Source organism: Streptococcus australis (assembly GCF_003943615.1).
Classification (GTDB): Bacteria; Bacillota; Bacilli; order Lactobacillales; family Streptococcaceae; genus Streptococcus; species Streptococcus australis_C.
Map to the genome: position 1 here is coordinate 29454 of NZ_RJPZ01000006.1, position 14494 is coordinate 43947.

Sequence of the window (14494 nt, forward strand, 5' to 3'; positions counted from 1 at the left end):
CTATGGGCATATTTGTGTTATAATGAAATTTGGATAGTTCTAACTAAATGGAGCTATTAACTGACGTATAGGAAAACAAAAGAGAGAGGACTGGTGTAATGGCTAGAAACGGCTTTTTTACAGGTTTAGATATCGGTACTAGTTCAATAAAAGTATTGGTGGCAGAACATGTCAATGGAGAAATGAATGTAATTGGAGTCAGCAATGCGAAAAGTGCTGGCGTCAAAGATGGAATTATAGTTGATATTGAGGCTGCTTCGAATGCGATTAAAAATGCAGTAAGTCAGGCAGAAGAAAAAGCAGGAATTTCAATCAATCTTGTCAACGTTGGATTGCCAGCGAACCTTCTTCAAATTGAAGCAACTCAAGGAATGATTCCTGTAACCAGTGATTCAAAAGAAATTACGGATGCAGACGTGGAAAATGTTGTACGGTCTGCTTTGACGAAGAGTATGACGCCTGACCGTGAAGTCATTACCTTTATTCCAGAAGAATTCACAGTCGATGGTTTCCAAGGGATTCGTGACCCACGTGGTATGATGGGGATTCGTTTGGAGATGCGTGGACTCTTGTATACTGGTCCAAGAACTGTCCTCCATAATTTACGGAAAACAGTCGAACGTGCTGGTTTACAAGTTGAAAACATCATTATTTCACCGCTTGCAATGATTAAGTCTGTATTAAACGAAGGAGAACGTGAGTTTGGTGCGACTGTCATTGATTTAGGTGGAGGACAAACGACAGTAGCTTCTGTTCGTAATCAAGAACTTCAATTTACAAATATCTATCAAGAAGGTGGCGACTACGTTACTAAGGATATTTCTAAAGTATTGAAAACTTCTCAAAAATTAGCAGAAGGTTTGAAGTTCAACTATGGAGCAGCTTATGTTCCTGCAGTTGGTGATGAAGTCTTCCATGTTGAAGTGATTGGTGAAGTAGAACCTGTTCAAGTATCTGAAAAATATTTGGCAGAAATTATTTCAGCTCGGATCAAACACATCTTCGACCAAATCAAACAAGATCTTGAAAGAAGACATTTGCTTGATTTGCCTGGAGGAATTGTCATCATCGGTGGTGGTGCTATTCTCCCTGGTATTGAAGAGTTGGCACAAGAAGTCTTTGGTGTAAATGTGAAATTGTACGTTCCAAATCAAATTGGTATCCGCAATCCAGCTTTTGCCCACGTGATTAGCTTGTCTGAATATGCAGGAAATCTAACAGATGTAGATATTCTTGCTCAAGCTGCTGTACATGGGGACCAACGTCTTCGTCAGCAACCAATTCAGTTCGAACGCCCAACACAGCAACCAGTAGTTCCAGCATATGTACCGGACGAAATTGAACCTGTAGTAAACGTCGAGCAACAACATCCAGTTGAAGAACAAAAACAAGAAGAAAAAACTACCTTTACAGACCGAATGAAGAATTTTATCGGTAATATGTTTGATTAAGGAGTGTAAGTATTTATGACATTTTCATTTGACACAGCAGCGGCACAAGGTGCAGTTATTAAAGTAATCGGTGTCGGTGGCGGTGGCGGTAATGCCATCAACCGCATGATTGACGAAGGAGTTGCTGGTGTAGAATTCATCGCAGCAAACACAGACGTACAAGCACTTTCAAGTGCAAAAGCAGAAACAGTTATCCAATTGGGTCCTAAGTTGACTCGTGGTTTGGGTGCTGGAGGTCAACCTGAGGTTGGTCGTAAAGCCGCAGAAGAAAGTGAAGAAGTATTGACGGAAGCATTGCAAGGTGCAGACATGGTCTTCATCACTGCAGGAATGGGTGGAGGATCTGGTACAGGTGCTGCACCAGTTATTGCGCGTATTGCTAAAGCTGTTGGTGCTTTGACAGTAGCCGTTGTGACTCGTCCTTTCGGATTTGAAGGAACCAAACGTAGCAACTATGCGATCGAAGGGATCAATGAACTTCGCGAGCATGTGGATACTTTGTTGATCATTTCTAACAACAACTTGTTAGAAATTGTAGATAAGAAAACACCACTTCTTGAAGCATTGAGTGAAGCAGATAATGTCCTTCGCCAAGGGGTTCAAGGGATCACTGACTTGATCACAAGCCCAGGATTGATTAACCTTGACTTCGCTGACGTGAAGACTGTTATGGAAAACAAAGGAAATGCCTTGATGGGAATCGGTGTTGGTAATGGTGAAGAGCGTGTGATTGAAGCAGCTCGTAAAGCCATCTACTCACCACTCCTTGAAACAACCATTGACGGTGCTGAAGATGTGATCGTCAACGTTACTGGTGGTTTGGATATGACCTTGATTGAAGCAGAAGAAGCTTCTGAAATTGTTAACCAAGCAGCTGGTCATGGCGTAAACATTTGGCTCGGTACATCTATTGATGAATCAATGAAAGATGAAATTCGCGTAACGGTTGTCGCAACTGGTGTTCGTCAGGACAAGGTTGAAAAAGTTAGTGGAATTGCATCTCATGCACCAAGTTCAGCACGTTATTATCAAACTGGACCACGTGAACAACGTCCACAAACTCCACAATTTGATCGCGAATTTGATTTAAAGGAAGAAATCGACATGCCTACTCCTCAATCACGTGCTAAACAAGAAAAACCTCGTGGATCTGCGTTTGGAGATTGGGACATTCGTCGTGAAAACATTGTGCGTCAGTCTGATACTAGCACTGGTCGTCAAGTTGAGCGCTATGTGGATTCTTCTTCAGAAGATGATGAGTTGGAAACACCACCATTTTTCCGTAATCGTTAAGAATGAATCTGATTGAAAATAAAGAGCGTATATTCTCGCAGGTTGCACAAGCAATGGAAACAGCAAACCGCACTGATCAGGTGAATGTAATTGCTGTTACTAAGTATGTCGGTATCGACCAAGCTAAGGCTCTGGTCGATACAGGAGTCCGTCATATCGGTGAAAACCGTGTTGATAAATTTCTAGAAAAATACCAAGCTCTAAAAGATGAGGGACTTACCTGGCATTTGATCGGTAGTCTCCAACGTCGTAAAGTAAAAGAAGTTATCAATTATGTAGATTACTTCCATGCTTTAGATTCTATGAAGCTTGCCCAAGAAATTCAAAAAAGGGCGAGTCACCCAATTAAATGTTTTATACAAGTCAATATCTCTGGAGAAGAAAGCAAGCATGGATTTGCTCCTGAAGAGCTCGATGCTCTTCTTCCAGAAATGGAAAGCTTGGATAACTTACAAATTGTTGGCTTAATGACGATGGCTCCTTTTGAGGCAAGTCAGGACGAGTTGCAAGCCATATTCGCAGCAACTCACCAACTTCAAAAAGAATTACAAAAGAAACAGTTGAAAAATATGCCCTTTACAGAGTTAAGCATGGGAATGAGTCGTGATTATGATGTAGCAATTGCTAACGGTGCGACTTTTGTGCGAATTGGGACCTCATTTTTCAAATAGGGAAGAATTATGTCATTTAAAGATAAATTTGATCGAATGATTGAGTATTTTACTGAAGATGGAGATGAATACGATGTGCAAGAAGCGCCTGCTCAAGCAGTCGGTGCTAGCCAACCTGTACCATCCTCTAAACCAGTACAAGCATCATCAAAACCACGTCAAAAAGCGGTAGTAGCTGTCAAGGAGCAGAAACCTACTCCTGTTGCAGCAAGTCGTCCACAAGTAACTTCAACAGCAGTGGTTGAATCCGCTTCATCTCAAAAATCACCTTCTGAAAATATTACTCGACTTCATCAACGTCAACAAGAGTTGGCAAAAAATCGTTCTGCTGCAGATGAAAAGATTACAATTGATGTCCGCTATCCTCGTAAATACGAAGAAGCAACTGAAATTGTTGACTTGTTGTTGGCAAACGAAAGTATTCTCATTGACTTCCAATACATGACTGAAGTTCAGGCGAGAAGATGTTTGGATTATTTGGATGGTGCTCGCTATGTATTAGCTGGGAATCTACGTCGTGTTGCAAGTACTATGTACTTACTAACACCAATCAATGTCGTTGTGAATATTGAAGATATTCGCCTTCCAAATGATGTCGAAATTGCTGAATATGACTTTGATATGAAACGAAACCGTTAATATGTTTGTCCTACAATTAGTTAGAAATTTCTTTCAGGTTTTTGAGCTAGTATTAATCATCTATGCTTTGCTTAGTTGGTTTCCAAATGCATCAGAATCGGCTTTAGCTAAAATGGTTCAACGGATCGTCGAACCATTTTTGAGCCTATTTAGAAAGATACCTATGCAACTTGGTGGGTTAGACTTTACGGTCATGTTTGCCTTACTTGCTCTGTCCGTAGTGGAACGATTTGTCCTTCAATTCTTGGTGCAGTTCCTATGACAAAGGGATTTTATCAACACTATAGTCAAGAAGATCACGTATTTATCGATCGAGTCCTAGAATTAGTGGCTCGGGTGGAGCAACAGTATAGTTTTGAACTGACTACTTTTTTAAATCCACATCAGGTTGATATTTTACGACAAATTGGTGCCCACCACGGTTTGCAGGTATTCTCAAGTTCAGAAATTTATCCCACAGAATATGCACGGGTGATTCTTGCTCCTAGCTACTATGTGTTAGATGCATCTGATTTTGAGATTGCCTTATTAGAAGTTCTCTATCCGGATAAATTCTATCGATTAAGTCATTCTCAAGTTTTGGGATCACTTCTCCATCAGCTAGGCTTGGAAAGAAAATCTTTTGGAGATATCGTGGTTGGGCAGGGGAAAATTCATATTTATGTGGATGTACGTTTCTCTTCCTACTTCAAAGAGAATCTAAGAAAAATTGCAAAAGCCTCTGTGAAGATTCGTGAGATCGACTGTCGAGACAGGATTTTTGTAGAAGAACCATCCAAAATCAAAGACCTATTGGTTACTAGTGTACGACTTGATAAGCTAGTAGCCTCGACTTTTAAACTTGCTCGGTCTGTAGCTGTTCAATTGATTCAGTCTGGCCAAGTAAAAGTCAATTATGCGCCAATTGATAATCCTAGTCGGATGATTCAAGTAGCAGATTTAATTAGTGTTCGAAAATATGGTCGCTTTAAATTTCTATCAGAAAACGGCCAATCAAAAAGCGGGAAATACAAATTAACAGTTGAAGTATTTTCCAGTAGAAAATAAGGAGTAACTATGGCACTTACAGCTTTAGAAATTAAAGATAAACGCTTTTATGTAAAATTTAGAGGCTACGATGCTAAAGAAGTTGAAGAGTTTCAAGACATGGTCTACCGAGACTATGAAAAATTAGTTCGTGAAAATCATGAATTGGAAACAAAAATTAGTGCGTTGGAAGAGCGCTTGAATTACTTTGATGAAATGAAAGACTCTTTGAGTCAATCAGTATTGATCGCTCAAGATACAGCTGAACGTGTGAAACATGCAGCAAATGAACGCTCAGAAACGATCGTTCGTCAAGCTGAGCAAGATGCTCATCATTTAGTTGAAGAAGCGAAAGCGAAAGCGAATGAAATTCTCCGTCATGCTACAGACAATGCTAAGAAAGTTGCTGTAGAAACGGAAGAATTGAAGAACAAGACACGCGTCTTCCACCAACGTTTGAAATCAACCATCGAAAGCCAATTGAGCATCATTGATACACCAGAATGGGATGAAATTCTTCGACCAACTGCTATGTATATTCAAACAAGTGATGAAGCTTTCCGTGAAGTAGTCGAAAAAGCATTGGGTGAATCTGTTCATCATTATGCAGAAGACTATAACATTGACTTGACGCGTCAATTTACTCCAGCTGAAATTGAAGAATTACAAAAACGCATTGAAGTAGCTAACTTAGAATTGGGTGCAACACAAGCGTTTGAAGGATTGAATGAAAAAGTTCAATCTGCTTTAAAAGAAGCTGAAAAAACTCATATAGATCAAGAGTCTATCGATGATCTTGTTGTAGAAACTCCTGAAGTTGCTGATATCAATGCTCCAGAAGGCGAAGAACAACGGGAATCTGTTTCAATTTTATAATCTGTAAAAACAGTGATTTTAGCAAATAGTTTTAGCGAGCAGGTGATGGTGAAAGACCTGTACTCCCTTTGTTAAGATTGATCCTTTTACAAATCTTAGTGGTGAAATGAGTAACCACTGACGCTTGTCAGCGTTAGCGACAAAAGAGGAGAAAGAGAGCAGTCTCTTTCTTGAATGAAGGTGGTACCACGACTTGTCGTCCTTTTTGGCGAGGTCGTGGTCTTTTATTTTGTATCATAATTTTTTATAGGAGACTCCATGAAACTCAAAGAGACACTAAATTTAGGTAAGACAGAGTTCCCGATGCGGGCAGGTCTTCCCACAAAAGAACCAGTATGGCAAAAAAAATGGGATGAAGCAAAACTTTATCAACGCCGTCAAGAATTGAACCAAGGGAAACCTCATTTCACCTTGCATGATGGCCCTCCGTATGCTAACGGAAATATCCACGTAGGACATGCTATGAACAAGATTTCAAAAGATATCATTGTTCGTTCAAAATCTATGTCAGGATTCTACGCACCTTACATTCCAGGTTGGGATACTCATGGTCTGCCAATCGAGCAAGTCTTGGCAAAACAAGGTGTCAAACGCAAAGAGATGGACTTGGTTGAATACTTGAAGCTTTGCCGTGAATATGCTCTTTCTCAAGTAGATAAACAACGCGAAGACTTTAAACGTTTGGGTGTTTCAGGTGACTGGGAAAATCCGTATGTAACCTTGACACCTGACTATGAAGCAGCGCAAATTCGTGTCTTTGGTGAAATGGCTAATAAAGGCTATATCTATCGTGGAGCGAAGCCTGTTTACTGGTCTTGGTCATCTGAGTCAGCTCTTGCTGAGGCGGAAATTGAATACCATGACTTGGTTTCAACATCTCTTTACTATGCCAATAAGGTTAAAGATGGAAAAGGTGTCCTAGACACAGACACATACATCGTTGTTTGGACAACAACACCATTCACCATCACAGCTTCTCGTGGTTTGACGGTTGGTGCGGATATTGATTACGTCTTGGTGCAACCAGTTGGCGAAGCTCGTAAGTTTGTAGTTGCTTCAGAATTGTTGAATAGCTTGTCAGAGAAGTTTGGCTGGTCTGATGTTCAAGTCCTAGCAACTTACCGTGGACAAGAATTAAACCACATCGTCACAGAACACCCATGGGATACAGCTGTCGATGAGTTGGTGATTCTCGGTGATCACGTTACAACAGACTCTGGTACTGGTATCGTCCATACAGCCCCTGGTTTTGGTGAGGATGACTACAATGTCGGTGTTGCCAATGGTCTCGAAGTTGCAGTCACTGTTAACGAACGCGGGATCATGATGGCCAATGCTGGTGCAGAGTTCGAAGGTCAATTTTACGACAAGGTTGTGCCAACAGTTATTGAGAAACTAGGTGATTTACTTCTTGCTCAAGAAGAAATCTCTCACTCCTACCCATTTGACTGGCGTACGAAAAAACCAATCATCTGGCGTGCCGTGCCTCAATGGTTTGCCTCAGTATCTAAATTCCGTCAAGAAATCTTGGACGAAATTGAAAAAGTCAAGTTCCACTCAGAGTGGGGGAAAGTCCGTCTGTACAACATGATCCGTGACCGTGGCGATTGGGTTATCTCTCGTCAACGTGCTTGGGGTGTGCCACTCCCAATCTTCTACGCTGAAGATGGCACACCAATCATGACAGCTGAAACCATCGAGCATGTAGCTCAACTCTTTGAAGAACATGGTTCCATCATCTGGTGGGAACGTGATGCTAAAGACCTCTTGCCTGAAGGATTTACCCATCCAGGTTCACCAAATGGTGAGTTCAAGAAAGAAACAGATATCATGGACGTCTGGTTTGATTCAGGTTCATCATGGAATGGGGTCGTGGTTAACCGTCCAGAACTCAAATACCCAGCAGATCTTTACCTTGAAGGTTCAGACCAATACCGTGGTTGGTTCAACTCTTCTCTTATCACATCTGTAGCAAACCATGGTGTTGCACCATACAAACAAATCTTGTCTCAAGGTTTCGCCTTGGATGGTAAAGGCGAGAAGATGTCCAAATCTCTTGGGAACACCATTGCTCCAAGCGATGTTGAAAAACAATTTGGTGCGGAAATCTTGCGTCTCTGGGTAACCAGTGTAGACTCAAGTAACGACGTACGGATCTCTATGGATATCTTGAGTCAAGTTTCTGAAACTTACCGTAAGATCCGTAACACCCTTCGTTTCTTGATTGCGAACACATCTGACTTTAACCCAGCTGAGGATGCAGTAGCTTATGAAGAGCTACGTTCAGTCGATAAGTACATGACCATTCGCTTTAACCAGCTTGTTAAGACCATTCGTGATGCTTATGCAAACTTTGAATTCTTGACCATCTACAAGGCTTTAGTGAACTTTATCAATGTTGATTTGTCTGCCTTCTACCTAGATTTTGCCAAAGATGTTGTCTACATTGAAGGTGCAAAATCTCTCGAACGCCGTCAAATGCAGACTGTTTTCTATGACATTCTTGTGAAAATCACCAAACTCTTGACACCAATCCTTCCTCACACTGCGGAAGAAATCTGGTCATATCTTGAGTTTGAATCTGAAGATTTCGTCCAATTGTCAGAATTACCAGAAGCACAGATATTTGCTAACCAAGAAGAAATCTTGGATGCCTGGTCAGCCTTCATGGACTTCCGTGGCCAAGCTCAAAAAGCTTTAGAAGAAGCACGGAACGAAAAAGTGATCGGTAAATCTCTTGAAGCTCATTTGACAGTTTATCCAAATGAAGTAGTGAAGACTCTTCTTGGAGCAGTGGATAGCAATGTTGCTCAACTTTTGATTGTCTCAGAATTGACCATTGCAGAAGGTCCAGCTCCAGAAGGTGCAGTGGCCTTCGAAGATGTTGCCTTCACTGTTGAACGTGCAGCTGGTGAGGTTTGTGACCGTTGCCGCCGCATCGATCCAAGTACAGCAGAACGTAGCTACAACGCAACCATCTGTGACCACTGTGCAAGCATCGTAGAAGAAAACTTTGCAGACGCAGTAGCAGAAGGATTTGAATCCAAATAATAAGAAATGAAAAAGTCGCAGGGAGTGAGTCTCCTTGCGACTTTTCAATAAAGAGGAACTAATGTGGTACCAGAAAGAATTTAAGGAACTAGAACTGAAAGAGTTTTACGAGATCGTTCAATTGCGTTTGGAAACCTTTGTCGTGGAACAGACAAGAATCTACAATGATCTCGATGATGTTGATTATCGATCTATCCATCTTTTTCATCAAGATGAGGAAGGACGCGTAGATGCCTATGCACGGATCTTTGAGACGGGGGCTACGATTCATTTTGGCCGTGTGGCTGTAGCTAAAGACAGTCGTGGCCAAGGACTGGGAAAGGCCATAGTGGAGCAGATTTTGGACCTGTGTGAACAGAGCTTTCCTGGACGGACCATTGAAATTGAGGCCCAAGAACAGGTGGTTGGCTTGTATGAAAAGTTAGGGTTTCAAAGGGTGAGCGAGCCCTTTATCTTGGCTTCTACCCCTCACGTAAAAATGATCTATCAGAAATAAAACATCCGTTCACCTCGATAATGAGATGAACGGATGTTTTGTTTTTAATAAAAATCCCAAAGCAAAAGTAAGGTAGAAGGACCTTACTTAGCAATTGGGAAAGAAATTTCGATCAGTTTATCAGAGTAGAGGGTCTTTATAGCAGATTGGTCAATGATTTGAAGATCAATCTTGCGTTTTAAAAAGAACTCACGAATTTTTTCAACTTCTGTTTCACGAATGGCCCGGTGTTTGTTACTAATCAGCAATTCGTAATGTGTAGGAGCTTTGGTAAAGATAACGTCGGTGTTACCAGCTGAATAGACCTCAACAAGGGTAGCATCGGTACTTTCTAATTGACTTTTGACCAGAGTAGCATGACTATTTGTTGTATTCATAAGCTTCATGTGAGATCCTCCTAAGCTCTTTCTCCATTTATTATAGCACTTTTTTTTATTTTGTGAAAGAAGTCGCTTACAATTTTTGGGCAGATTTCCACATTTTGATGCCCCACTTATGACTTCCTCTTTTTAATCTGTCAATGGCTTCGTCGATTGGGAACCAAGCAATGTTATTGAAATCCTCTAGCGGTTTTTGAGCTTCTACAAAGTCAGTTACTTCATAGATATAGGCAGGATTATAGTAGTGGGTGTCGCGGTGACTAGAATAGAAGTACTCGTCAGCTTGGCCATAATACTCGCCGATGGTCGCAGTGAAGCCCAATTCTTCGATCAGTTCGCGCTCGAGTGCCAAGAAATGATCTTCTCCTGCCTCGATTTCACCACCTGGTAGGAACCAAGCTCCATTTGGTGCTTGGACTAGGATGATTTTATCCTTGGCTGGATTTGGAATCACCGCATAGACTCCATAACGATTGACATAGTCAACATTTTCTTCTTTTGTCCCAAAAGTTGCAACAGTCATATTAAAACTCGCTTCTTATTTTTTTATCATTATAACATAGAAGGACATAAAAAGCAGTAGGAGATAAAAATAAGAGAGTGGGACAGAAATCGGTAATTCGTTAGAATTCGATTTCGTCGTCCCACCTCCTCACAGTTGAGTAGGGCTGTAAAAGCTGATGAAATCAGTGTAGTAGAGCCCACTCAACCACTGCGTCTTGCTCGACAATCCAAAGACAATTGAGAGGCTAGGACTTCTGTCCTAGCCTCTTTTAAATGCAATTATTCAGTTACTTTTTCTGTCGCATTAGCTGGTTTGTTCTTTCCTTTAATGCAAATCTTTCCATTGCTGGTCATGACAGCCTTCAGATCTTTTTCACTAGGATTTTCTAGGTAGTAATCTGTAATGGCATCTTCGATATAGTCTTGAATGGTGCGTCGAAGAGGACGAGCTCCCATTTTCGGATCGTAGCCCAAATCAACCAATTTTTCCTTGACCTTATCGGTAACATCGAGGTGAATATCATTGTGGGCCAGGCGTTGATTGACATCATCGAGCATTAGAGTGACGATTTGAAGGAGGTTTTCTTTAGACAAGGCTTTGAATTCAATAATACCATCAAATCGGTTCATGAATTCTGGACTAAAGAAGTTTCCAAGTTCACCTAGGATCGAATTGGTACGACCTTCACGAGCTGCCCCAAAACCGACGTTGGCCTCCGCTTTTCCAGTTCCCGCATTGGAAGTCATGATGATAATGGTATCCTTGAAGCTCACCGTTCTGCCTTGTCCATCTGTCAAGCGACCATCATCTAAGACTTGGAGGAACATATGCATGACATCAGGATGGGCCTTTTCTACCTCATCCAAGAGAATAAGAGAGTAAGGGTTGCGACGTACCTTTTCAGTCAGCTGGCCAGCTTCTTCATAGCCGACATAACCTGGAGGAGCACCGACCAATTTGGCAACGGCATGTTTCTCCATGTATTCACTCATGTCAAAGCGAATCATACTATCAGCAGAACCGAAGAGTTCGATGGCCAATTGCTTGGATAACTCTGTCTTTCCGACACCAGTTGGTCCAACAAAGAGGAAGCTACCGATTGGACGGTTTGGCGTTCCAAGTCCTACCCGATTACGACGGATAGCCTTAGCAATTTTTTCAACAGCCTCATCTTGGCCGATGACATGAGCTTTTAAATCAGCAGCCAAATTAATCAATTGAGACTGTTCTTTTTCTTTCAAATCTCCAACTGGAATATTGGTCTTTTGCTCAACAATGTGTTCGATAGTCTTTTCGCTAATAACGGGTGTATCTTGGTCGGTGACCTGTTGCCCTTGCATTTCTTTGTACTTAGCGATTTGGTCACGGAAGTAGGCTGCTTTTTCGAAGTCTTCATCCCGCGTCGCTTGGGCTTTGAGATTTTCGGCTTCAATTAAGCGCTGGTCAATGACTTTGGGATCAACAAAATTGAGGGTCAAATTCATCTTAGATCCTGCTTCGTCCATGAGGTCAATGGCCTTGTCTGGCAAGAAGCGGTCTTGGATATAGCGATTGGAAAGGAGTGCTGCAGCTTCTATTGCACCATCTGTGTAGTGGACGTGGTGGTAGTCTTCGTATTTCTTTTGAATGCCTTTAAGGATGGTAATGGTTTCTTCAACCGTTGGTTCATCCACCTTGACTGGTTGCATCCGGCGTTCAAGAGCAGCATCTTTTTCGATAATACGATACTCATTGAGTGTTGTGGCACCAACTAATTGCAATTCACCACGAGCGAGAGCCGGTTTGAGGATATTTCCTGCATCCATGTTGCCATCACCTGCAGATCCTGCTCCTACAATTTCATGGATTTCATCGATAAACAAAATGACATCTTCACGGCGACGGATTTCTTCCATTAATTGTTGCATCCGTTCTTCAAATTGTCCACGAATCCCAGTCCCTTGAACCAGGCTAACAACGTCTAGACGAATGACTTCCTTGTCTTGTAATTTATAAGGGACATCGCCATCGACAATCTTCTGGGCCAGGCCTTCTACGACAGCTGTTTTTCCGACACCAGGTTCTCCAATCAGGACAGGGTTGTTCTTGGTTCGACGGTTGAGGATTTCAATGACGCGAAGAATTTCATCGTCACGGCCAATGACCGGATCGATATCCCCACGGCGAGCAATTTCAGTAACATTAATTCCAAACTCTTCTAAGAGGCCTTTTGGTTGTTGTTTGGCTTGGGCTCTATTCGGTCCTGAAGAACGACCGTTCCCATTTGAACCGTAGCCATTTCCGCCACCATAGCCCCCTCCAGATTGAGTTGGTGGAGTTTGGGGTTCTTGCGGAGTCTGAAAGTTTCCTAGTTGATTGAAGAAATCTTCAAAAGGATCCCGTCCTCCGCGATTTTGTTGGTTTAATCCTGCGAGCAGACTATTGTTAGGATCCGTTTTCATAATTTGATAGCAGTTCTGGCAAAGGTCTACTTGTTGTTGGTGGCCATTCACGTTCGTATAAAGATGAATGGTTGAATCATTGATTTTACAGTTTTGACAAAGCATTCTCTTACCTCTTTCTCTAGGGTAAAAAGTGTAAAAACTATTGGTCAGAAATAGTCAAACTTTTATAGTTTCATTATAGCAGTATTCTAAAAGTTTGCAAGAATTTAGTATGAAGTCCGGTTTTAGGCATGGAATAAAGAGGAAAATAGCGGAAAAGTTGATTTTTATTGGAATTTCCTCCTTCTTTTATGATAAAATAGGAGAGTAGAAAGTAAATAGGAGAATCAAAATGGAATCACATTTGGTACGAATTATCAGCCGTTTGGAAGCGATGACGAAAGACGGTGGAAACTTAAAACGTAATTTTGAACGTGAAGGAGTTGTAGTTGCTGAAGTAGCTTACAACTATGATGAAGAAAATGGATCAGTATTTACTCTTCGTGATGTAGAAGCGCGTGAGACCTATACATTCGATAGCATTGACTTAATCGCAATGGAAATCTACGAATTGTTGTACTAAGAAGTATCAATCAAGAGTCTAGACCATCTAGTCTCTTTTTTGTTGGAAGAAAATAGTTATAGTTTCTTCTTATAACCTTGTCTAATCAAGAAGTGTTAGGAGCAGGTTCACAAATCTGATATAATAGAGAAGATATTGAATAGAAAAGAGATTGAGATGACACATGTAATTGATGGGAAGGCCTTGGCAGTAAAATTGCAGGGGGAATTGGCTGAAAAAACCGCTCGCTTAAAGGCTGAGACTGGTCAGGTCCCAGGCTTGGTAGTGATTTTGGTGGGAGAAAACCCAGCTAGCCAGGTCTATGTCCGCAATAAAGAACGGTCAGCTTTGGCAGCAGGATTTCGAAGTGAAGTGGTTCGAGTACCAGAAAGCATTTCCCAAGAGGACTTGTTGGCCCTCATTGACCGCTACAATCAGGATCCACTCTGGCATGGTATTTTAGTCCAGTTGCCTCTACCAGCCCATATCGACGATGAGGCAGTTTTGTTAGCCATTGATCCTAATAAGGATGTCGACGGCTTCCACCCTCTCAATATGGGACATCTTTGGGCAGGAAATCCAGTCATGGTTCCCTCTACACCAGCAGGGATTATGGAGATGTTCCGGGAATATGATATCGATGTCGAAGGGAAAAATGCAGTCGTCATTGGCCGTTCAAACATCGTTGGAAAACCGATGGCCCAGCTTCTCCTAGCAAAAAATGCAACGGTGACTTTGACCCATTCGCGGACTCATCATTTGGCAAAAATTGCTAGAAAAGCCGATATCTTAGTGGTGGCGATCGGTCGTGCCAAATTTGTTACAGCTGACTTTGTTAAAGAGGGAGCAGTCGTTATCGATGTCGGGATGAACCGTGATGAAAATGGCAAGCTCTGTGGAGACGTCGACTATGAACAAGTAGCTCCTCTGGCTAGTCACATCACTCCGGTTCCAGGTGGTGTTGGTCCTATGACCATTACCATGCTCATGTCTCAGACCTATGAGGCAGCTGTTCGGGCGTTGAAAAAATAGGCGAACTTGGATGGATTCGGGACAGTATTTGTAGCTGTAGAATGATTAGAAAAATTTTTAAGGTAGGAACTTCGCTTCCTGCTTTTTTT

14 protein-coding genes and 1 other annotated feature are annotated in these 14494 nt (G+C 41.8%); of the genes, 11 read left to right on the forward strand and 3 right to left on the reverse strand.

Annotated elements, in window-relative coordinates; all coding sequences use genetic code 11:
• Nucleotides 1–98: 98 nt before the first annotated feature.
• The 9 genes from ftsA to D8785_RS07390 all read left to right on the forward strand — a co-directional run bounded on the left by ftsA (nucleotide 99) and on the right by D8785_RS07390 (nucleotide 9503).
• Nucleotides 99–1451 (forward strand): cell division protein FtsA, encoded by a 1353-nt coding sequence (gene ftsA / locus D8785_RS07350; protein WP_125374997.1) that lies wholly within the window; start codon nucleotides 99–101, stop codon nucleotides 1449–1451.
• Between the two features lie 15 nt (nucleotides 1452–1466).
• On the forward strand, nucleotides 1467–2744 hold the full coding sequence (gene ftsZ, locus D8785_RS07355; RefSeq protein WP_120701160.1) for a cell division protein FtsZ: 1278 nt from the start codon (nucleotides 1467–1469) through the stop codon (nucleotides 2742–2744).
• A 2-nt stretch (nucleotides 2745–2746) separates the two neighbouring features.
• The gene (locus D8785_RS07360; RefSeq protein WP_125374998.1) at nucleotides 2747–3415 is read left to right on the forward strand and encodes a YggS family pyridoxal phosphate-dependent enzyme; all 669 of its coding nucleotides are present in this window, start codon (nucleotides 2747–2749) and stop codon (nucleotides 3413–3415) included.
• Between the two features lie 9 nt (nucleotides 3416–3424).
• Entirely contained in the window at nucleotides 3425–4054 is a 630-nt protein-coding gene (locus D8785_RS07365) for a cell division protein SepF (RefSeq protein WP_125374999.1), read from the forward strand.
• Nucleotide 4055: 1 nt separating this feature from the next.
• Nucleotides 4056–4316 (forward strand): YggT family protein, encoded by a 261-nt coding sequence (locus D8785_RS07370; protein WP_125375000.1) that lies wholly within the window; start codon nucleotides 4056–4058, stop codon nucleotides 4314–4316.
• Entirely contained in the window at nucleotides 4313–5101 is a 789-nt protein-coding gene (locus D8785_RS07375; RefSeq protein ID WP_125375001.1) for a YlmH family RNA-binding protein, read from the forward strand. The genes D8785_RS07370 and D8785_RS07375 overlap by 4 nt, the downstream gene beginning before the upstream one ends.
• A gap of 9 nt (nucleotides 5102–5110) precedes the next feature.
• Nucleotides 5111–5956, forward strand: a complete 846-nt coding sequence (locus D8785_RS07380; protein ID WP_125375002.1) for a DivIVA domain-containing protein — start codon at nucleotides 5111–5113, stop codon at nucleotides 5954–5956.
• Nucleotides 5947–6163: a binding site (T-box leader), on the forward strand. (Overlaps the previous gene by 10 nt.)
• Before the next feature lie 51 nt (nucleotides 6164–6214).
• A complete protein-coding gene (gene ileS / locus D8785_RS07385) occupies nucleotides 6215–9007 on the forward strand; it encodes an isoleucine--tRNA ligase (RefSeq protein ID WP_125375003.1) in 2793 nt (930 codons plus the stop codon).
• Between the two features lie 61 nt (nucleotides 9008–9068).
• Nucleotides 9069–9503, forward strand: coding sequence for a GNAT family N-acetyltransferase (locus D8785_RS07390; protein WP_125375004.1), 435 nt, complete (start codon nucleotides 9069–9071; stop codon nucleotides 9501–9503).
• 83 nt (nucleotides 9504–9586) lie between these two features.
• Here D8785_RS07390 and D8785_RS07395 read toward each other — a convergent pair whose 3' ends face one another.
• The 3 genes from D8785_RS07395 to D8785_RS07410 all read right to left on the reverse strand — a co-directional run bounded on the left by D8785_RS07395 (nucleotide 9587) and on the right by D8785_RS07410 (nucleotide 12934).
• Complete coding sequence (locus tag D8785_RS07395; RefSeq protein ID WP_006596776.1) at nucleotides 9587–9889, reverse strand: DUF1827 family protein; 303 nt, start codon at nucleotides 9887–9889, stop codon at nucleotides 9587–9589.
• Between the two features lie 67 nt (nucleotides 9890–9956).
• On the reverse strand, nucleotides 9957–10406 hold the full coding sequence (locus tag D8785_RS07400) for an NUDIX hydrolase (protein ID WP_006596775.1): 450 nt from the start codon (nucleotides 10404–10406) through the stop codon (nucleotides 9957–9959).
• Between the two features lie 260 nt (nucleotides 10407–10666).
• Nucleotides 10667–12934, reverse strand: a complete 2268-nt coding sequence (locus D8785_RS07410; RefSeq protein ID WP_125375005.1) for an ATP-dependent Clp protease ATP-binding subunit — start codon at nucleotides 12932–12934, stop codon at nucleotides 10667–10669.
• 229 nt (nucleotides 12935–13163) lie between these two features.
• On the opposite strand from D8785_RS07410, the gene D8785_RS07415 reads away from it, so the two are divergent.
• Together D8785_RS07415 and D8785_RS07420 are read left to right on the forward strand one after the other, a co-directional pair.
• On the forward strand, nucleotides 13164–13394 hold the full coding sequence (locus D8785_RS07415; RefSeq protein WP_006596773.1) for a DUF1797 family protein: 231 nt from the start codon (nucleotides 13164–13166) through the stop codon (nucleotides 13392–13394).
• Nucleotides 13395–13550: 156 nt separating this feature from the next.
• The gene (locus D8785_RS07420) at nucleotides 13551–14405 is read left to right on the forward strand and encodes a bifunctional methylenetetrahydrofolate dehydrogenase/methenyltetrahydrofolate cyclohydrolase (RefSeq protein WP_185759636.1); all 855 of its coding nucleotides are present in this window, start codon (nucleotides 13551–13553) and stop codon (nucleotides 14403–14405) included.
• The last annotated feature ends 89 nt before the right edge of the window (nucleotides 14406–14494 follow it).

What these genes read in the sequence shown, in the direction of transcription:
- ftsA (WP_125374997.1), top strand. Translation starts at nt 99, where the DNA reads ATGGCTAGAAACGGCTTTTTTACAGGTTTAGATATCGGTACTAGTTCA.
- ftsZ (WP_120701160.1), top strand. Translation starts at nt 1,467, where the DNA reads ATGACATTTTCATTTGACACAGCAGCGGCACAAGGTGCAGTTATTAAA.
- D8785_RS07360 (WP_125374998.1), top strand. Translation starts at nt 2,747, where the DNA reads ATGAATCTGATTGAAAATAAAGAGCGTATATTCTCGCAGGTTGCACAA.
- D8785_RS07365 (WP_125374999.1), top strand. Translation starts at nt 3,425, where the DNA reads ATGTCATTTAAAGATAAATTTGATCGAATGATTGAGTATTTTACTGAA.
- D8785_RS07370 (WP_125375000.1), top strand. Translation starts at nt 4,056, where the DNA reads ATGTTTGTCCTACAATTAGTTAGAAATTTCTTTCAGGTTTTTGAGCTA.
- D8785_RS07375 (WP_125375001.1), top strand. Translation starts at nt 4,313, where the DNA reads ATGACAAAGGGATTTTATCAACACTATAGTCAAGAAGATCACGTATTT.
- D8785_RS07380 (WP_125375002.1), top strand. Translation starts at nt 5,111, where the DNA reads ATGGCACTTACAGCTTTAGAAATTAAAGATAAACGCTTTTATGTAAAA.
- ileS (WP_125375003.1), top strand. Translation starts at nt 6,215, where the DNA reads ATGAAACTCAAAGAGACACTAAATTTAGGTAAGACAGAGTTCCCGATG.
- D8785_RS07390 (WP_125375004.1), top strand. Translation starts at nt 9,069, where the DNA reads ATGTGGTACCAGAAAGAATTTAAGGAACTAGAACTGAAAGAGTTTTAC.
- D8785_RS07395 (WP_006596776.1), bottom strand. Translation starts at nt 9,889, where the DNA reads ATGAAGCTTATGAATACAACAAATAGTCATGCTACTCTGGTCAAAAGT.
- D8785_RS07400 (WP_006596775.1), bottom strand. Translation starts at nt 10,406, where the DNA reads ATGACTGTTGCAACTTTTGGGACAAAAGAAGAAAATGTTGACTATGTC.
- D8785_RS07410 (WP_125375005.1), bottom strand. Translation starts at nt 12,934, where the DNA reads ATGCTTTGTCAAAACTGTAAAATCAATGATTCAACCATTCATCTTTAT.
- D8785_RS07415 (WP_006596773.1), top strand. Translation starts at nt 13,164, where the DNA reads ATGGAATCACATTTGGTACGAATTATCAGCCGTTTGGAAGCGATGACG.
- D8785_RS07420 (WP_185759636.1), top strand. Translation starts at nt 13,551, where the DNA reads ATGACACATGTAATTGATGGGAAGGCCTTGGCAGTAAAATTGCAGGGG.